The sequence below is a fragment of the Bacillus sonorensis NBRC 101234 = KCTC 13918 genome, from assembly GCF_001592005.1.
GTDB classification, from domain to species: domain Bacteria; phylum Bacillota; class Bacilli; order Bacillales; family Bacillaceae; genus Bacillus; species Bacillus sonorensis.
Window position 1 is genome coordinate 1 of sequence record NZ_BCVZ01000007.1, and the last position, 19,080, is coordinate 19,080.

Genomic DNA, 19,080 nt, shown 5'->3' on the forward strand with positions numbered 1-19,080 from the left:
GGGGGTTTGTCGACACGCTGAGCAATCGGCGGATCACCGATTGCTTTTTTCCGCCAGTAAACTGGCTTTCATTTCGTCTACCGATTCGACCTCAAACCCCAGGTCATGCAGCATTTTTTCGTCTTCTGTTTCCTTCTGCCCGGCCGTTGTTAAATAATCTCCGACGAAAATAGAATTGGCGGCATACAGCCCTAACGGCTGAAGAGAGCGAAGGTTGACTTCCCTGCCCCCGGAAATGCGGATTTCCTTTGTCGGGTTGATAAAACGGAATAAGGCTAAAACCTTTAAACAGTAGAGCGGATTCAATTCATTGACCCCTTCTAGCGGTGTACCGTCAATGGCATGTAAAAAATTAACCGGAATCGAATCGGCATCAAGCGCTCTTAAGCTTTTCGCCATATCGACCACATCTTGCTTCGTCTCCTTCATGCCGACAATGACGCCTGAACATGGAGACATGCCCGATTGTTTTGCGATTTCCACTGTATTGACCCGATCATCATATGTATGTGAAGTTGTAATATTTGAATGATTGTTTTTTGACGTATTGACATTGTGATTGTATCGATCAACCCCTGCTTCTTTCAGCCGCAGCGCCTGCTCCGGCTTTAAGATCCCAAGGCATGCACAGACTTTTAAACCATAGGTATCTTTAATTTCTTGTACAGCATCAACGACTTGATCGATTTCCCGATTTGACGGCCCTCTGCCGCTTGCCACGATACAGTACGTTCCGATATTTAAATCGTGTGCACGCTTTGCCCCCTCAAGCAATGTCTTTTTGTCCACCATCCGGTACGAATCAATCGGCGCTTTTGAGATTGCAGATTGTGAGCAGTAGCCGCAATTTTCCGGACACAGGCCGGACTTTGCATTCATAATCATATTGAGCTTCACTTTTTTTCCATAAAAATGTTTTCTAATTTGAAAAGCGGCATGCATAAGCAAGAGGATTTCTTCATCTGGACATTCTAAGATCGCAAGTGCCTCTTGGTCTGTTACTTCCCCGCCGTCTAATACTCTTTCGGCAAGATCCATCCATTGATTCATCGTTCTGCCCCCATTTGCATTTGATTCATGATCAAGGAAATATCTACATGTTCCTCTATCATGTGTTGAATGTTTTCTGCTGTTATCTGTTTAAGCTTTGGCGTTATGCCTAAAATCGGCATATCGCATAATGTTTCAATCATGTTGGGATTGGTTTCTTCATCAAGGCCCGGACGGCCGCTGATTCCATTGATAACGATGCCGAGCAGCTGAAGACCCATGCTTTTCGCATATTGAACCGTTAAGTAAGTATGGTTGATCGTGCCAAGATCAGGCCTTGCGACAATGACGACCGGCAATTCCAGCGCCTTGATCAAATCGCTGACCAAATAATCGTTTCCGAGCGGGACCGCGATCCCGCCTGCTCCCTCGACGATGAACAAATCATGCTGATCCCTTATCTTTTGCCAATGATCCACGGCCTCTTTCAAGCCGACCGGCTTTCCTTCGAGCACTGAAGCGGTGTACGGAGCAAGCGGCTCTTTAAACTCAAAAGGCGTGATGTCTTCGTAAGAGAGAGACGATTGCGACATTTCCTTCAACAGCGCTGTATCGCTGGTCGGATGACTCCGCGAAATCCCGCTCAAAAACGGCTTAAACACCCCGACATCCACCTTTTTCTTCTTCAATAAAGCAGCAATGCCGCAAGAAATGACCGTTTTCCCAACACCCGTATCAGTTCCTGTCACAAAAAAACCCTTCATGTTCCCATATCAACTCTTTTCTCATTGATTGAAATCCCTCTAGCAAATCATCTATGTCGCCCAAACTGCGGTCAGCGGTGACTGTCAGCCTGATCCGGCTTTCTCCCGCCGGAACCGTCGGCGGACGAATAGCCGGCGCAAACAGTCCCTTTTCCTTTAAACCATCCGCAAGCAAAACGGCTTTTTGGGCATCGCCGATGATGACGGGCAAAATCGGCGTTTGTCCTCCTCTTACCGCAAATCCCATCTGTTCAAGACCGGCTTTTATCATTTTTACAGATGAAAGCATTAAGCGCCGCTTCTCCCGGCTGTCCTCTATGATCTTCAAGGCTGTATATGCAGCCGCACAGCTCGCCGGCGGGATCGCCGTCTGAAATATAAACGTTCTGGCATGATTCAGCAAAAAATCAATCAGCACTTGAGAACCTGCGGCAAAACCGCCTTCCGTGCCAACAGCCTTGCTTAACGTGCCGATGACAACATCGGGGCGGACGCCGAAATATTCGCTCGTCCCTCCTCCGTTTTTCCCCAGAACCCCTGTCGCATGCGCATCATCAACAATAACGAAGGCTTTGTAGCGCTCAGCGAGCGGGATGATCTTATCAAGAGGCGCAATCGTCCCATCCATGCTAAAGACTCCGTCTGTTACAATAAAGCGACGAAAGCAGTCTTGCACCGCTGCAAGCTTCTTTTCAAGATCATTCATATCAATATGGCGGTAAACAACCGTGTCGGCTTTTGAGAGGCGGCAACCGTCAATAATGCTGGCATGATTGAATTGATCGCTTAAGATCACGTCTCCTTTTTCAGGCAATGAAGAAAGGACGCCGATGTTGGCCAAGTATCCGCTTGAAAACAAAAGCGCCGCTTCCGTCTGTTTAAAATCCGCGATTTTCCGCTCGAGTTTTTTATGCCAGTCTGTGTTGCCTGTCATCAGCCGTGAGCCGCTGCTCCCCGCCCCGTATTGGAGCAGCGCCGTTTCCGCGGCCGAAATCAATCGTTGATCTTGCGACAAGCCCAAATAATCATTTGATGCCCAGTTGACTTGTCGTCTATCATGGATGTCCGCATTAGATTCCACCGTCTGCAGCGTTCGAAAAAGCCCCTCCGTTTTCGTCCTGTCAAGCCGGCTGCTTAACCATTCATTAAAATTCACGGCTTGTCACCTTATCGATCGCTTGTTTTATGATGGAAACCATCGCCTCCAGCTCTTCCACAGTACTCGCAAGCGGAGGCAGGAAGGCAACGACATCACCCAGCGGCCTCGTCAGCATCCCCAGCTCTCTCATTTTTAAAGAAACCTGGTACCCGACCCGCCAATCAGAAGGATAGGCTAATTTCGTCTCCTTTGATTGCACAAGCTCTATCCCGCACATAAAACCGAGCTGCCGGATATCGCCCACATGAGGGAGCCTATTGAGGTCCTGAAGAAGCGAATAAAGGACTTTCGATTTTTCCGCTACCTGTGTAACGATGTTTTCAGATTCAAATAAACGCAAATTTTCAATCGCAACTGCACACCCAAGCTGATTTCCTGTATAGGAGTGTCCGTGGAAAAACGTTTTTTGTTTTTCATAGTCATCGTAAAATGCACTGTAAATCTCCTCTGTTGCAAATGTCACGGCAATCGGCAAGTACCCTCCGGTAATTCCTTTCCCTGCCGCCATTAAATCGGGCTGAACGCTTTCGTGCTCACAGGCAAACATTTTTCCGGTGCGGCCAAACCCCGTCGCCACTTCATCGACAATCATTAAGACGTCATATGTCGTGCAAAGCTTGCGAACCCCCGACAAAAATCCTTCAGGCATTACGATCATGCCGGATGCTCCTTGCACCATCGATTCGATTGACAGTGCCGCTATTTCTCGATGATGCTCCATCAGCAGCTGTTCGAGTTCAGCCAGACATTCATCGCGGCACTCGTCAGGATCGCCGCTTTCAGAACGGTATACATAAGGGACATGTGCCTTGAAACTGTCAAACATGAGAGGACCGTACACATCATGAAAAAGCTCGATTGAACCGACGCTGACGGCGCCGATCGTATCACCGTGATAGCCGTTTCGCATAGAGATGAACGTTTGCTTCTCAGGCCTCCCGATGTTTTTCCAATATTGAAAAGCCATTTTCAGAGCAATTTCCATCGCCTCAGCCCCGCTGTCAGAATAAAAAACGCGCGTCAGCTTTTCCGGGCTTATCTTGATTAACGCTTCGGCAAGCTCTGTTGCTGGAACATTCGTCATCCCCAATAATGTCGAGTGCGCAATTTTGCCAAGCTGTTTTATAATTGCCTCGTCCAATTCCTTTTTACGGTGCCCGTGCACATTGAGCCACACTGAAGAAAAACCGTCGTAGTATTCCTTTCCATTGATATCTTTCAGCTTGATTCCGTCTCCGCTTTCGATGATGAGCGGATGTTCATCATAGTCTTTCATCTGTGTAAAAGGCAGCCAAAGGTGCTCTTTGCTTTTTTCAATTAATGATCGCCCCATCTTTTACCTCCCGCTTGAATCAATACAGGCTTTTTTTCCAAATCATCGATGCAAGTCTTCAAATCTGTTAATCCATCAACAAAAAAAACGCGGCAGCCGCTTTCGTCTCCATATTCTTTCATCTTTGTAATCCGCTGATAGCCCAGCTTTTGGCCGGCGACGTATCCCGTTATGTAATCCGGATCATCTGACCAGCATAATTCGGCGATGACGGCCGGATGCCTGCATACCTTAGTTGCAATGGCAAGCGCCTCTTTGATTCGTGAGTTTAGCGGTGCTCCATGACTGGCCGCCCATTGTGCAAAATCGGCTTCCGGCCAATCCAGCCTGGAGACCCGCACACCTTTTTCTTCTCTCCCATCAATCCGCTTGCCTGAATCGATATCAAACAATACGGCCCCCCTCACATCCGAGTATTGATCGATTTCCTGAAACACTTTGTCAATGCTCTGTGCAGGAACGCCTGCTTTGCTAAGCAGTGCAGCCGCCAACACTCTTCCGTCTTCTGCCGTGCAAACTTCATTTGTTTCAATCTGTAAAGGCTGAAGCGGCCTTATCGGTTCGTCCACACGTTCAAACTGAACTTGCATAAAGTCCGGTTTCCCCCGTGAATGAGATAAGCCTTTATCCAATAAAGCATTTACCGCATCCTTTAAACCGTTGAAAGAGGCGAGCCGTTCTCCCCCGGAAATATGTTTTCCGCCATTTTCATGCGAACCGTTTTGAGAAGCTCTCATTCTCACGCTGAAATATGTTTCTCCCTGCATCTGATCACCCCCTTAAATGTTAACTTGTTTTTATTTTAAGTTAACATTATAAATAGAATATTAGTATCGACTGCATGTTATGTCAATATCACAGGGACAATCCGCCCCATAATAAAAAAGACAAAAGAGGACAGGAGGCTCCTCTTTTGTCTTGTTAGATCTTATGAATTATACTTTTTTAATCTGCCAATCAAACGGATCGGGCAGAAGCGACCAATCATCCGCCATCTCGGAATCCGTAAGCAGGCATCGATCCGCTTCAGCCGAAATCTCTTCTGGAGAAAGGTCGAGTCCGATAAAAACAAGCTTTGTATGGCGGTCTCCGAATTCGGGATCCCATTCTTGCAAAAACTCGGGCTCATCTCTCAAAATTCGTTCCTGCTCCTGCTTCGGCAAGGCCGCGACCCAATACGAAATCGGCTCAAGACTGGCGGACGGACCGGCCTGCGACATCAGCAGGGCGAGGCTGTTTCTCGTCGCGCACCAGGCGATTCCTTTCGCCCTGACCACGTTTTCCGGCAGTGAATGAATCCAGTTATAAAACCGCTCTGTATGAAACGGACGGCGCGCTTCATAGACGAAGGAGGAAATTCCGTATTCTTCAGTCTCAGGCGTATGCTGCTGATGCCCTTGATTTAATTCCCTCAGCCATCCCGCCGAATTGCTTGCCTTCTCAAAGTCAAACAATCCTGTATTCAAAATCTCCCCCGGGTCAACTTCCCCTTTTACCGCCCTGATCATTTTCGCAGCCGGCTGCAATGTTCTCAGCACTTTTTCAAGTTTTTCCAGTTCCTCTTGAGAAACAAGATCACATTTGTTCAAAATCATGACATCGCAAAATTCGATTTGATCAATGAGCAGATCGGCAATGTCCCGTTCATCCTCTTCACTAACGGCTTCTTTTCTGTCCAAAAGGCTGTCCCCAGATTGAAAGTCACGCCAAAAGCGATTGGCATCGACAACCGTCACCATCGTATCCAGCCGGCAAAACCGGGTTAAATCAATCCCCAGTTCTTCATCAATGTAGGAAAAGGTTTGCGCGACCGGTATCGGCTCGCTGATCCCGGTCGATTCAATCACGATATAATCGATATTCCCTTGTGTGGCAAGCTTTTCAACTTCGACGAGCAAATCCTCTCTCAGCGTGCAGCAAATGCAACCGTTTGACATTTCCACGAGCTTTTCATCTGTCCTTGAAAGACCTCCCCCTTGTTTGACAAGGCCGGCGTCGATGTTCACTTCGCTCATGTCATTGACGATGACGGCAACCTTCAGTCCCTGGCGGTTTTGCAATATGTAATTCAAGAGCGTCGTTTTGCCCGCCCCCAGGTAGCCGCTTAATACTGTTACAGGAATTTTGTTGTTCATTGTCATTCTCCTTCTTCACTTTTATAAATCGTAATTATTACGATTTATATGTTATTTCATCACATTTCAATCCAAAATGCAAAACCATTCATGAAAACAGCAGCTTCCATATGCACAGCAGAGCTAGAGCTGAAACAGCAGCTGTCACCATCTGTTTTCCCACGAGGCCTGCAGCAGCTTTCATTCCCAATTCTTTTGCGATTGTCAAGACCGTCACCATGCAGGCCGAAAAAGTCGATGCCAGATAAACCAATAAAAAAAGCGTGCCTCCGGATAAAGAATGCAAAAGTGCACCCCCGTCTTCATTAAACAGTAAAATTCCATCTTTCCTGATCATTGAAAAAACAAGGCCGGGCGCAGCTTCCGCCGGGGCTCCGAACGCTTTCAAAACCGGCGACACCAGCATTGTGAAAAAACGAATGATACCCAGTTCATGCAATACCGTTGCCGCCAGACAGATGATGAAAAAGATCGGCATGGCCTGAAACATAAACTGCTTAAGCACCGTTTTCACCCGAAATGCAGTTCCTTTCCATGAAGGCCGCTGCAAAAAGGATGCTCTGTTTTTAAAATAAGAGGACCACTTTTGTTCTGCCGGATACCAAAAGCGATTATGCACGGCCCCGACTGTGACGAGAGTCAGCAGATATGGAATAAACAGCCACTCTTTTCCTCCCGCATGAAAAATCGAAAGGGAAGCACCGATTTGGTAGCTGCATGCAGAACCGAATGAGATCATTGAAACACATTGCCTCCGGGTGCATATGCTGCATGAACGGGTCTGCTGAACAGCCACGACATTACAGCCAAACCCGGTTATCAGCGGCACTAAATCCTGGCCGTTCATGCCGATTTTTCTCATCAAGGGATCCAATGAATCAACGATTCGATCCTTTAAGCCCGAATCATCTGCCGCAGCATTGGCTGCCGACATGAATAAAACGACCGGGAACGCCCAAACGAATGAATAAATGCCGAGAGTAAAAAGGCCATAGTTCCCCGCAAATATCGCTCCAAGCCAGGACGGCCAGCCTTCCGCCGCTTTTTTCAGCGGATCGATCAGCCATTCGTCCGCATACTGCTGCCCCCATCCGGAAACATGATAAGCCGCGATCACCGGCAGCATAAACAACACACATAAAACAGTGAGCGAAAGAAGCGGCCCCCAGATGCGATGGTCAAACCACATGTGTCGGGGAGGCGCAGATGCAAGCTTTAAGCATTCCATCTGTTTGCGTTTCAGCGGATGAAATGAAGCATCCTTTCTCAAAAAAGCAAAGAGTCGCTCTTTTTTGCTTTCCGTCATCCTTCGCGAATCGATGAGCATCACCGGCAAATCGTACCGTTCGATGTGATCAGAAAGCGCAAGGCGCATCTCCCGCGTCATTTTGTCTTTAAAGGTCACGATAAAATAGACATGTTGACACTCAGGGGGAATCAGCCCGATGATCGTTTGAAGCTCTTCAGAAAAATGCGTGCCTCTTAAAACGACAATCGTGTGATCCGCTTTTTCAATTTCTCTCTTCAACGCTCTTTGTGTGAGGCTGTCATCCGGCCGAAGCCCGGGCGCATCCACGACCACCCAGCCTTGAAGGCTCTTGATCTCCCTTTCGGTAACAAAAACCGTCGAACCTTTGACATTGGTCTCTTCTCCGGCTTGCTGGTCTGTGATGGCGGAAAAAAGCGTCGTTTTTCCGACCGACTCCAATCCGACCAGCAGCAGCCGTTGCTGTTGCTTCGGTTTTTTTAACATTCGCACTGAACCTCACAGCAGCTCAAATCAGTCAGAAACATTTGGTTTTCCTTGTATTCTGAAAGCACCTTTTCATCCAGCGGATGCCCTAATTTTTTCAACAGGTGCTCCGCAATCACCGCAAATCTTTGCCGGAATTTATAAATAAAACAAAAGACGGCTTTTTGATGCTGGACACTGGGCCCGATTACATACAGGTTTGCCGTAATTGTCGACATATCCGCGTCTGTCAGCAGCGGTTTGCCGTTTTCCGCCCATTCAAATAAATGTTTGATCTGTTTGGTGCCTGAATAAAATCCAGTCGCAATAATCGGCTGTGTTTCAGAGCGGATTTTTCGGCCGTCGGCCAAATGCAGATCATATGCTGCGTCTTCCTTTTTCGTCATTTTCGCGACCCTGGCGTTTTCTAAAAAATGCACTTTTTCTTTTTGGTAAGCAGCTTCAATACGCTCCCGCGTATACGGCGATAGCGCCCGGCTCGGATCGGCCTCATCGTTTTCCCTTATCGAATTCGGCATGACCACCGTCACATCACTTCCATACTCTGCGAGCTGAAAAGCGGCGTCCATTGCGCTTTCATAACCGCCGACCACATAATAATGGGCTGTTTCAAATTGACTCCATGAGGCGACTTTGCTGTTATGCAGTCCAAGTTCTGCGCCCGGAAAAGAATGCTTGGGAAACTGGAACTCCCCCGTCCCCCAAATCACGGATCTGGCTTTTAGAACTCCTTGATCCGTTTCAACCAAAAAGCCGTCCTTGTCTTTATGCAGCTTCCGCACCGCCGTGCCTTCTGCTAGAGGCAGCTGAAAATGGCGGGCTAAAAGGTGTAAATACTCCGCGTACTCAGATCCGCTTAAATGCTCGCGCTGAAACGTAAAAGCCGGCGATGTCCCCGGGGCGACAGCATTTAAATCTAAAGCGCCAAATCCCTGTCCTGTAAAGGAAGGTGTAATCAGTCTCATTTCTTCGGGCCAGCGATAAAACGAGGCTCCTGCACGATCTTTTTCTAAAATCACGAACGATTCAAAACCGAGCTTTTTCAGAACGATTCCCATTCCAATGCCTGCGGGACCCGCTCCGACAATAACGATTTCGCTGTCCTGCAATATCAACCACTCCTTAAACGAAATCATTTCGATTTAAAACACGACCACTTGATTTTATCACAGCTGTCCCTCAAAATAAATAGTAATAATTACGATTTAACAGCGAAAGGAGTCTCTTCTATGAAATACGACCTTCAATTGCCGGCAAAACCGGAACGACACCGCCTTTTTGGATCTGTCGAGGCGGTAAAAGGAACAAAACCAACCGATAAAGAACAGATGAAAGATATTCAAAATACACCGAACGATTATTTATTTGACATTGACCAGGTCGGCATTACAAACGTTTCCCACCCGATCCGCATCACATCGGCAGTCAAGCCGTTTTCCCAGACGACGATCGGTTCATTTTCGTTAATGACTCATCTTGAGCGCGGCAGGAAAGGCATCAACATGAGCCGGCTGACTGAACAATTGCAGCGATACCATACGGAAAACTGGATCGTCGGACTTGATTCACTCAAAGACTTTACGAAGGAACTGGCGGTCAACATGGAACAGCAAGGCGCAGCAGTGTCTCTCGCATTTCCATGGTATTTTGAGCGGCTCAGCCCGGAACTCGAATTCCCCGGACTGATGCACGCCGATATTCATATGAATGTTTCGTATCATCAAAAAGAAGGCTGGACCGGGACCGTTGGCATCACGGCTAAAGTGGCGACACTTTGCCCCTGCTCAAAAGAAATCAGCGAGTACAGCGCCCACAATCAGCGGGGCGTCATCAAGATCACAGCGCACATCAATGACAGGGCCGCCATGCCCGAAGATTTTAAAACAGAGCTTCTGGCCGCAGCGGAAACGAATGCCAGCGCGAAGCTCCATCCCGTCTTAAAAAGACCCGACGAAAAAAAAGTGACCGAACAGGCCTACGAGAATCCGCGATTTGTCGAAGACCTCATTCGCCTGATAGCGGCTGATTTGTATGAAATGGATTGGATTGCGGCATTTGAGATCGAATGCCGCAATGAAGAATCGATTCATTTGCATGATGCCGCCGCGAGGTTGGCGTATTCCAAAATATAAAAGCACAGGCTGCCGGATGTTCCGGCAGCCATTTAGGCGTTAAGCAGGCTTTGATCGAGCCAGTATACGGCTGTTTTTAAACAGCAGCATGGAAAACAAGTACAACACCGCTGTAAACAGTGCAACCGCGAAAAATCCTCCGAATTGGGAATATAACAGCCCGGCCGCTGAAGCCCCGGCCGTTTGCCCTATGTACATGCAGGAATTTGCCAGTGACGCAATCGTCCCTCTCGCTTGAGGCGCTAAGCTTTGCAACAGGCTCATCATCAAAGTGAAAATCATACCTGTCATGAAAAACATCACAAAAAAGATGGCTTCGAAAAGCGAAATCCGCGTCGTTTGCGAAAGGATGACATACAGCACGGCCAAAACCGCAATTCCGGCATACAACGAATACGCCTTGCCCAGCTTTGCCGCTACATGAACGCCCAGTGTACTCCCAAACACATTCCCCAATCCAAGAATAAGCATCGCGGTTCCGATTTGGCTGACATTTAACCGAAAATCATCCGCAAGCCATGTCCCCAAAAAAGAAAAAGCCGCAAAGTTCCCTGTTTGAAAGATAAAATACGCGAAAAATGTTTTAAACACCTTTGGCTCCGAAAGCAGCATTTTGTAGCGGGCCGCGATCGGAATGTTTCCCGCCGTCTTCTGACTTGGCTTCAAATCAGGCAAAACGAGATGAATGAACCATACAAAGAAAAACGAACAAACGCCAAGAATCAAAAATGGGGCAGACCAATGAATGGAAGCCAGGTACCCTCCGATCGGCAAGCCCAGCATCTGCGAGAAGGATAAGCCTGCCGCGGCGATCCCCATGCTTTTCACCATTCGTTCCTTGGAAACGAGAGCTGGAATCGAAGCCCACACTTGCGGAGTGACAAACGCGGCGCTGACCCCGGCCGCAAAACGCAGGAAAATCATAATCCCAAAATCAGGAGCAAATCCGCTTAAAAATGTGCTTGTTCCAAAAGCGGCCATTCCCCAGGTCATCACCGTTTTTCGATTCAGCCCGTCAGAAACCGGACCTGCGATTAAAGCAAATAAAGCATAGCCAAGCGCATATGCGCTCACTAGCCAGCCCGAGATTTCCAACGGAACGCCGTACAGTTCCCTTAAAGTCGGAAGCAATGGAGAAATTAAAAATGTATCCGTGCCAATCATAAACATGATTCCAAAGAAAAGCGGAAGCACTTTTTTCAATCACTGTCACCCTTTCGGTTATCTCTTATTCTATTGTTCGAATATATTCGAACAATAGAATAATATCATCTTGTATGCTACCATTCAAATCATAAGTATATTTACGCAAGGAAGGTGAATCACATTGAGGACGCTTTACCATCCAAACCGGAGCGACATCAGCTTATCTGCTGTTCTTTACGCCCTTAGTGATCAAATCAGACTTCAAATCATTAAACATCTAGCAGAAGCCGGCGAACAATCGTGCAGCGCTGTCAATATCCCCATTCCAAAATCAACCCTTTCCCATCATTTTAAAGTGCTGAGGGAATCGGGAGTGATCTATACGAGAATAGAAGGCACACAGCGCTTTATTTCGCTTCGCCAAGATGACTTGAACAGCCGCTTTCCAGGCTTGCTTCAAGCTATATTGCAGGCAGCCGAGCCGTTGTAAATCTTTCACATAAAAAACCTGCCGGCGTTTATCCGGCAGGTTTTTTATGATTGTTCAAGCTCTTCGATCAGCAGAGAAAGCTCGGTCCAGCGCTCCATTGCTTCGTCAAGCTCTGCGGCCGTTTTGTTTTGCTCCTCCATCAAGGACTGAATTGTTTCAAAATCGCTGCCCGCAGCGGCGATTTCCTCTTCCAGTTGCTTATGTTTTTCCTCCAGAAGTGCGATTTTATCCTCAATGCCTTCCCATTCGAGCTGATCCTTATAGGAAAGCTTTTTCCTTTTCTTTTTCTCAGGCTTAGCAGGGGCGCTTTCTTCAGCAGCCGGTTTCTGGCGGTTCAGTTCCTTCTGCTTTTCCATATATTCGCTGTACGAGCCGTGAAAGCGCGAGATGATCCCGTTTCCTTGAAACACGAGAAGACGGTCGACGACCCGGTCAAGGAAGTAGCGGTCATGGGATACTGTAATGACAACGCCCGGGAACTGCTCAAGATAGTCTTCCAGCACGCCAAGCGTCTCGGTATCCAAATCGTTTGTCGGCTCATCGAGAAACAGGACATTCGGCTCCTCCATCAGCACTTTCAATAGATAGAGGCGGCGTTTTTCCCCGCCGGACAGCTTGCGAATGTAGCTGCGCTGCATCCGGCGCGGAAACAGGAACCTTTCCAGCATCTGCTCGGCGGAAATCACCTGTCCATCGGCTGTTTTGACGATCTCAGCCGTCTCTTTGATATACTCAATGACTTGCAGCGTATCATCCATCTCGCTGTGGTCTTGTGTATAATAGCCGATTCTGACAGTCTGGCCGATCGTAATCGAGCCCGCTTCAGGCTCAAAACGTCCGGCGAGAGCGTTTAACAGCGTCGTCTTGCCGATGCCGTTCGGTCCGATGATGCCGACCCGGTCGCCGGGGACGATCAGCTCCTGAAATCCGGCGATGAGCTGTTTTCCGCCGCGGCTGATGCCGACTCCTTCAGCCTCGATCACCTGCTTTCCAAGGCGGTAGGAACCGATCGCAAAATCAAGGGATGAAGCGGCTTCAGGCGCGTCCTGCTCCTTCAGCTCTTCCACGCGCTGAATTCGCGCTTTCTGTTTTGTCGAACGTGCCTTTGCCCCCCTCCTCAGCCAGGCAAGCTCCCTCCTGAGCAAGTTTTGCCGCTTCGTTTCGTTCTGTTCAGCGAGTGCTTCACGTTCAGCCCGCTTTTCCAAAAACACTTCATAATTCCCTTTATACGTATAAAGGCGGCCGCGATCCAGCTCATAAATCCGGTTTGTCACGCGGTTGAGGAAATAGCGGTCATGAGTCACGAGAACAACTGAGCCCGGGTAGCCGCTTAAATAACCTTCAAGCCATTCGATCGTTTCATTGTCAAGATGGTTTGTCGGCTCATCCAAAATCAGGAGGTCGGCGGGCTGTATCAATGTCTTCGCAATCGCCACCCGCTTTTTTTGCCCTCCGGAAAGGGTGCCGACGTCTTTAGCCACATCTCCGACGCCCAGCTTCGTCAAAATCGTTTTCGCCGCCGTGTTCGCGTCCCAGGCGCCATGCTCATCCATTTTTCCTTGTGCGGCCAGGAGGTTTTTCTGTTTCTCCGGATCTTCCGGAGACGCGTTCAGCTCTTGCAAAGCCTTTTCATACATCCTCATCGTCCGCATCATGACGGAATCTCCCGAATATATATACTCAAGCACCGTTTGTCCGCCGTCCAAGTCCGGCTCTTGATGCAAAAACTCGGTATGGAGGCTGCCGCTTCTCGTCAACACGCCTTTCTCCGTCGATTCATTGCCGGCGATCACCTTCAGCAGCGTGCTTTTTCCTGTTCCGTTCGGACCGATCAAGCCGATCCGTTCGTTTTCTTCGATATGAAATGATATATGATCAAACAGTGTTTTGTCTCCGTATGTTTTATATAAACCTTCCGCTTTTAAAATGCTCATGTGTCTACCAATCCTCACCTAAATTCATAACTTTATTGTAAATCAGTTATGAAAAGAAAACTAGTGAGAGGTATATGAATATGTCAACAAAGGGCATGAGCTTACCGCAAAACGACCGGAAGCCAGACATAAACGCCTGCGACGATGATCAAAACGCCTGCGACATTCAGCCAAAAACCGGCTTTGATCATGTCCCGCATATTCAATACATTGGCGCTGAAGACGGCGGCATTCGGCGGAGTCGAAATCGGCAGCATGAAGGCGCATGATGAAGCAAGCGCCGCTGCCGCCATCAGCCCGTACGGTTCAACATGAAGCGCGGCTCCGAGTCCGACCGTCATCGGAATTACCATATTGGCGACAGCCGTATTCGACATAATCTCCGTCATAAATAAAATCGCCGCCGTTAATACGATTAAAACAAACAAGTAAGGATGTCCTTCCAAAAGCTTCAGCTTTCCGGCAATCCACCCCGTTAGATCCGTTTTGGAAAAACCGGCCGCAAGCGACAAACCGCCCCCGAACAAGAGAAGCATTCCCCAAGGCAGCGACTGCATATCCTTCCATTCCAAAATCCGCTCGTCACTCGTGCTCGGAATCAAAAAAAGCAGAACCGCCCCAAGAATCGCGATCGATGTATCAGTGATGGCAAATGGAAGCAGAAATTTAAACATCCATAAAAATGCCGTCAGCAAAAAAACGGCCAGCACCGATTTTTCTTCCCGTGTCATCGCGCCAAGCGCTTTGAGATCATGATCGATAAAATCGGGCTTTTTTCCTTCAAAGCGGCTGACTTTAAACTGCACCTTCGTTAAATACACGTATAACATGATTAAAAAAATGACAGTAATCGGAAAACCAAATAAAAACCATTCAAAAAACATAATGTCGCGATTCAGCATTTGTCTGGACATTGCCGCAAATACCGCATTCGGAACGGAGCCGACCAGTGTGGCGAGCCCGCCGATGGAAGCGGCATATGCCACGGCCAAAAGAATGCTTTTGCTGAATTTCTGAAGCGAATCCCCTTTTAATATTTCTTTTTCCTGCACTTCTTTAATGACGGCGAGGGCGACCGGCAGCATCATCAGCGCGGTAGCCGCATTTGAAATCCACATTGACAGAAACGCCGTCGCCAGCATCACGCCAAGCACGATCCGGTGGCTTTCCGCACCGATCAGCTTCAAAATGTGAAGCGCCATCCGTCTGTGCAGACTCCATTTCTCAATGGCGACCGCAATGATAAAGCCCCCCATATACATAAACACAATCGGATCGCCATATGCTTTAGCGGCCGTGTCCATATCCAAACCGCCTAATGTCGGCAGCAGAATGACGGGCAATAAAGATGCCGCCGGAATCGGCACGGCTTCCGTGATCCACCAGACGGCCGTCCATGCCGTTACAGCCAGAACGATCCGGGGGGCGTGCGCCAGTTCAGCCTCGGGAATGAGGCCAAAAATCAGCAAAAAACCGATCGGCCCCAATAGCAGCCCGGTCAGCTTTGTTTTTGTGTATACTTTCATATCCCTTCCCCCTTGAAAGCGGTTTCTATTAAACACTTTCGATTAGGGTCAGGGAAATTCCTTTTAAAAATTTAAAATAAAATTTTAATTATATACCGGAATCGAAAATACTAAAAAACCCGATCAAGATCAGCCTTGATCGGGCTTATAAAAATGTCATAAACCATCACCAGAGCAAAAAGAGCTTCAATAAAGGAAATGGAAACAATCACTTGCTTTCCCGGCGGACATTAGCTTTTGATTAAAAATAAAATACAATAAAGAAAGATGCAGTCCCTCTCCTGACAATATACTTACATCCGGACTCCCGTATCCCCATTGCTATGCTTGTTCCCCGTTTCTTTTTCTGCTGTTCATTTGCTCCAGCTGCAGCACATATTGTTTCTCAGCCAAATCGAGATTTTCATAGCCTATTTCTTTTACAATTTCAAGGTATTCGTCCGGATCAGATACTTTCTCAAGCTTTGCCTTCAGCTCTTTCATCCTCCGTTTTTCGGCTACTTCTTTTTTTATGGCGAGATATTCCCGCGTCTTCTTCAGTATTTCATCGCTTTGCTTGAATGCCTTGCTGCCATAATAGGCTTTCTCATTGAAGTGAATCGGCTGTGCCTTCTTTCCTTGCCCCGCAGCCTCCATTAACGCTTTTCCTCTGGCTGATATATGGTCTTGGCTGGCTTCTGATGTCCCGTATTCTTTTTTGAATTGTGAATCCAGTTGTTCGATCTTGTCAACCGTACATTCCCGCTTCACTTTTGAAGCGCTCATGTGCCGGTTGAAATCAGCAGTCGAAAAGGCTTGTAAATCGATCATATCGGTAATGCCCTGAAAAATGGCTTCAAGTGTTTTTTTCTGCCGTGCAACGATTGCCTTTGATTTTTCATCCGCTTGGGCTAATTCTTGTTCCAAAAAAGCAATATCAACAAAAGTGTCTTCACCCAGCCCGGCTTCTTCTGCGGCGGCGGATATACTGTCCAAAAAAGCGATCTGCATGTCGATCATATCCAGCCATTCATCAACAATTGCGGCATGCTCCCTGTAAAATGCTTTGATATTGTCAGCACCTTTTCCTTGAAAATCGTCACCCAAATCTGCCATTCCCATCAACGCTTTTCTCAATTCGACAAACTTTCCCCTTATTTTCCTGTATTCACCTGAACGAGCTTCCATTGCAGTTATTAGTGTTTTTGCTTCATATACCTTCATGGAGACAACCCTTCCTAAAGCCTTGCTCAAGACTATCTTACCATTTCGCGGAAGGGAATTGGTGAATGCATCCTGAATATCCATTAAAATGGCATTTTACTATAGAAAAAAAGCTGCCCGGTTCTCCGGCAGCTTTCCTCTTTTTTGTTTATTTTTCGAATTGATATTCGGCCATTTTCGCGAGGTTTTGCGCGTTGCTGCTGATTTCCTGCATGGTCGCCGAAATTTGTTCGACGCCGGCAGCCTGACCGCTTGTATGTTCATTAATCACTTCAATCGAATGCTCAAGCTCTTTCAATAAAGCGTGAATCTTTTTCGTGATTTCATCAATCTGGCCGACATTTTCCTTGGAATGCGTCGCAAGCTTTCTGATTTCGTCGGCCACGACGGAGAACCCTTTTCCTGATTCACCCGCTCTGGCCGCTTCAATCGCTGCATTCAGCCCAAGGAGATTGCTTTGATCTGATATGCCTTTTACGGTAACAGATATTTTTTCGATTTCTCCCGCGCTTTCGCTGACTTGCTTTGCCTGCTTGGAGATGCCGGACATCTGCTCGGAAAAACCGCTGACAGATTCGGCGATATCCTGTATGGCTGAAGCGGTCTGGTCGACGATGACCGACAGGCTTTCCGCGACGCGGTGAAGCTGATCTGATTTTTCCAGGCTTGTGCCAAGTCCTACGCCGCCGATGACCCGCCCTCTTTCGTCATGGAGCGGAATCGCCCTTGCGGCAAGCGGGAAGCCGAACAGCTCTTTTGGCACCAGGCTGGCTTTCTTTTGATTCTGACGGATCGCTTCCGTGATAATGTCTCCTTCCTGCAATGGATCGCCGGGTTTGACATTCAGGGAAAACGTTTTCCCGGGAATATTGATGATCAGTTTTTCCGTGTCATATATCCCCACTGTCACATCATCCTGTATCAGCTGATTCAGGAAAGGCGCGACTTTCACAAACGCATCCAGCAGAGGATGGATGTCTGTCTTTACTTCACTCATATCATAAACCTCCTTTTAATATGGAAACATTCTTTTTTGATGCTGAACAGAGACCCATTTTAATGTCGTAAATTCATCAAGGCTCCATTCTCCGTTCAGCCTTCCGAGGCCGGACTGTTTTTCCCCGCCGAAAGCAATGTGCGGCTCGTCGTTGATCGTTGTGTCATTGACATGGATCATGCCCGTTTCAATCTGTTTGGCGATTTCAACGCCGCGTTCCACATTTCCTGTATGGACGGCGCCGCTCAACCCGAACGGCGTGTCATTTGCGATTCTGACCGCCTCTTCTTCCGTCTGGAACGGAATGACGCAGACGACCGGTCCGAACAGCTCTTCCCGGGCGATCGACATGTCTGGCTTCACATCCGTTAAAATCGTCGGTTCGACGAGATTTCCTTTAATATCGCCTTTAATCAGCGGAACGGCCCCTTCTTCAATTCCTTTTTCAATGGCCTTCCGCAGATTTTCCGCCTGGCGTTCATTAATGACAGGGCCGATAATCGTTTCCGGATCCATCGGATCTCCCGACTTGAACGCGGATACCTTTTGATAAAACAATTTCAAAAATTGCGGATAAACCTCTTTATGAACGAGAATCCTGTTGGCCGACATACAAATTTGGCCTTGATGGGTAAAACGGCTAAAGGCCGCGGCATTGACGGCATATTCCAAATCAGCGTCTTCTAGAACAATCAGCGCGCTGTTGCCGCCAAGCTCAAGCAGCGGCTTTTTAAAGTGCTTGATCGCAAGCTGGCCGATATAACTGCCAACCTTTGTTGAACCTGTAAATGAAATGATTCTCGGAATCGGATGCTCTACAAAGCTGTCACCGATCTCTTCAATATCCGTCACCACAACATTTAAAAGCCCCTTTGGAAGTCCGGCTTCTTCAAAAATTTTCGCAATCAAGGTTCCGCCGCAAATCGGCGTGTCCTCATGCGGCTTCAACACGACGCCGTTCCCCGCTCCAAGCGCAGGGGCAACCGATTTGACAGATAAAAAGAACGGAAAATTGAATGGGCTGATCACCCCGACGACGCCCGCGGGAATCCGGTAAATCCGGTTCTCTTTTCCAGCGACAGGCGAAGGCAGGATTTTCCCTTCCATTCTGAGCGGAAATCCGGCCGCTTCTTTGATCATATTAATGACAAGATCGATTTCAAAAGCGGCTTTTAATCTTGTTCCGCCAAGCTCTTCCATAATGAGAAAGACGATCGCTTCTTTATGCTCTTCAATATAGGCTGCCGCTTTTTCCAAAATCGCCCGCTTCTCATACGGGCCGACGCGGTCCCATTTCTGTTTCGCCTCCAACGCCGCCTTATAGGCCTGGTCGATGTCATCCGGCGTGGCTTTCTGAAAAGAGGTAATCGTTTTATGGGTATAGGGATTTATATCAGCCAAGACGCTTTCGCTTTGGCCGTCCCTCCACTCCCCTCCGATGTATTGACGGTTGAGATCGGTTATTTGAATCATGTCAGGACATCTCCTATCAAACAGTTTTGGGAAAAGTTAGACTAC

16 protein-coding genes are annotated in these 19,080 nt (G+C 47.9%); 2 read left to right on the forward strand and 14 right to left on the reverse strand.

Annotation, left to right across the window (positions count from 1 at the left end; genetic code table 11):
* Positions 1 to 33: 33 nt before the first annotated feature.
* From bioB to BTR1S_RS10345, 8 genes are all read right to left on the reverse strand, one after another.
* Entirely contained in the window at positions 34 to 1,050 is a 1,017-nt protein-coding gene (gene bioB, locus BTR1S_RS10310) for a biotin synthase BioB (protein ID WP_006637404.1), read from the reverse strand.
* Positions 1,047 to 1,754, reverse strand: coding sequence for a dethiobiotin synthase (gene bioD / locus BTR1S_RS10315; RefSeq protein ID WP_029419864.1), 708 nt, complete (start codon positions 1,752 to 1,754; stop codon positions 1,047 to 1,049). Before bioD ends, bioB begins: the two co-directional genes overlap by 4 nt.
* Positions 1,726 to 2,910, reverse strand: coding sequence for an 8-amino-7-oxononanoate synthase (gene bioF, locus BTR1S_RS10320; protein WP_029419865.1), 1,185 nt, complete (start codon positions 2,908 to 2,910; stop codon positions 1,726 to 1,728). Before bioF ends, bioD begins: the two co-directional genes overlap by 29 nt.
* The gene (gene bioA, locus BTR1S_RS10325; RefSeq protein WP_029419866.1) at positions 2,900 to 4,246 is read right to left on the reverse strand and encodes an adenosylmethionine--8-amino-7-oxononanoate transaminase; all 1,347 of its coding nucleotides are present in this window, start codon (positions 4,244 to 4,246) and stop codon (positions 2,900 to 2,902) included. Before bioA ends, bioF begins: the two co-directional genes overlap by 11 nt.
* Positions 4,231 to 5,013 (reverse strand): 6-carboxyhexanoate--CoA ligase, encoded by a 783-nt coding sequence (bioW, locus tag BTR1S_RS10330; protein WP_006637400.1) that lies wholly within the window; start codon positions 5,011 to 5,013, stop codon positions 4,231 to 4,233. Before bioW ends, bioA begins: the two co-directional genes overlap by 16 nt.
* Before the next feature lie 168 nt (positions 5,014 to 5,181).
* Complete coding sequence (locus BTR1S_RS10335) at positions 5,182 to 6,381, reverse strand: GTP-binding protein (RefSeq protein ID WP_006637399.1); 1,200 nt, start codon at positions 6,379 to 6,381, stop codon at positions 5,182 to 5,184.
* Positions 6,382 to 6,469: 88 nt separating this feature from the next.
* The gene (locus BTR1S_RS10340) at positions 6,470 to 8,134 is read right to left on the reverse strand and encodes a nucleoside recognition domain-containing protein (protein WP_006637398.1); all 1,665 of its coding nucleotides are present in this window, start codon (positions 8,132 to 8,134) and stop codon (positions 6,470 to 6,472) included.
* A complete protein-coding gene (locus BTR1S_RS10345; RefSeq protein WP_029419867.1) occupies positions 8,128 to 9,243 on the reverse strand; it encodes an NAD(P)/FAD-dependent oxidoreductase in 1,116 nt (371 codons plus the stop codon). The genes BTR1S_RS10340 and BTR1S_RS10345 overlap by 7 nt, the downstream gene beginning before the upstream one ends.
* A 120-nt stretch (positions 9,244 to 9,363) precedes the next feature.
* Here BTR1S_RS10345 and folE2 point away from each other — a divergent pair, with 120 nt between their 5' ends.
* On the forward strand, positions 9,364 to 10,266 hold the full coding sequence (gene folE2, locus BTR1S_RS10350; protein ID WP_029419868.1) for a GTP cyclohydrolase FolE2: 903 nt from the start codon (positions 9,364 to 9,366) through the stop codon (positions 10,264 to 10,266).
* A 39-nt stretch (positions 10,267 to 10,305) separates the two neighbouring features.
* On the opposite strand, the gene BTR1S_RS10355 is transcribed toward folE2, so the two are convergent.
* Complete coding sequence (locus BTR1S_RS10355; RefSeq protein ID WP_029419869.1) at positions 10,306 to 11,469, reverse strand: MFS transporter; 1,164 nt, start codon at positions 11,467 to 11,469, stop codon at positions 10,306 to 10,308.
* 124 nt (positions 11,470 to 11,593) lie between these two features.
* Between BTR1S_RS10355 and BTR1S_RS10360 the strand changes: the two genes are divergently transcribed.
* Positions 11,594 to 11,902 carry an ArsR/SmtB family transcription factor gene (locus BTR1S_RS10360; protein ID WP_006637394.1) on the forward strand — a complete coding sequence of 103 codons (309 nt, stop codon included), beginning with the start codon at positions 11,594 to 11,596 and terminating at the stop codon, positions 11,900 to 11,902.
* Between the two features lie 44 nt (positions 11,903 to 11,946).
* On the opposite strand, the gene BTR1S_RS10365 is transcribed toward BTR1S_RS10360, so the two are convergent.
* The 5 genes from BTR1S_RS10365 to yfmT all read right to left on the reverse strand — a co-directional run bounded on the left by BTR1S_RS10365 (position 11,947) and on the right by yfmT (position 19,035).
* Positions 11,947 to 13,836 carry an ABC-F family ATP-binding cassette domain-containing protein gene (locus tag BTR1S_RS10365; RefSeq protein ID WP_029419870.1) on the reverse strand — a complete coding sequence of 630 codons (1,890 nt, stop codon included), beginning with the start codon at positions 13,834 to 13,836 and terminating at the stop codon, positions 11,947 to 11,949.
* A gap of 101 nt (positions 13,837 to 13,937) precedes the next feature.
* Positions 13,938 to 15,362 (reverse strand): SLC13 family permease, encoded by a 1,425-nt coding sequence (locus BTR1S_RS10370; RefSeq protein ID WP_029419871.1) that lies wholly within the window; start codon positions 15,360 to 15,362, stop codon positions 13,938 to 13,940.
* A gap of 321 nt (positions 15,363 to 15,683) precedes the next feature.
* A complete protein-coding gene (locus tag BTR1S_RS10375) occupies positions 15,684 to 16,565 on the reverse strand; it encodes an LXG domain-containing protein (RefSeq protein WP_029419872.1) in 882 nt (293 codons plus the stop codon).
* A 148-nt stretch (positions 16,566 to 16,713) separates the two neighbouring features.
* A complete protein-coding gene (locus BTR1S_RS10380; RefSeq protein WP_006637390.1) occupies positions 16,714 to 17,562 on the reverse strand; it encodes a methyl-accepting chemotaxis protein in 849 nt (282 codons plus the stop codon).
* A 15-nt stretch (positions 17,563 to 17,577) separates the two neighbouring features.
* Positions 17,578 to 19,035 (reverse strand): benzaldehyde dehydrogenase, encoded by a 1,458-nt coding sequence (yfmT, locus tag BTR1S_RS10385; RefSeq protein WP_006637389.1) that lies wholly within the window; start codon positions 19,033 to 19,035, stop codon positions 17,578 to 17,580.
* Between the last annotated feature and the right edge of the window lie 45 nt (positions 19,036 to 19,080).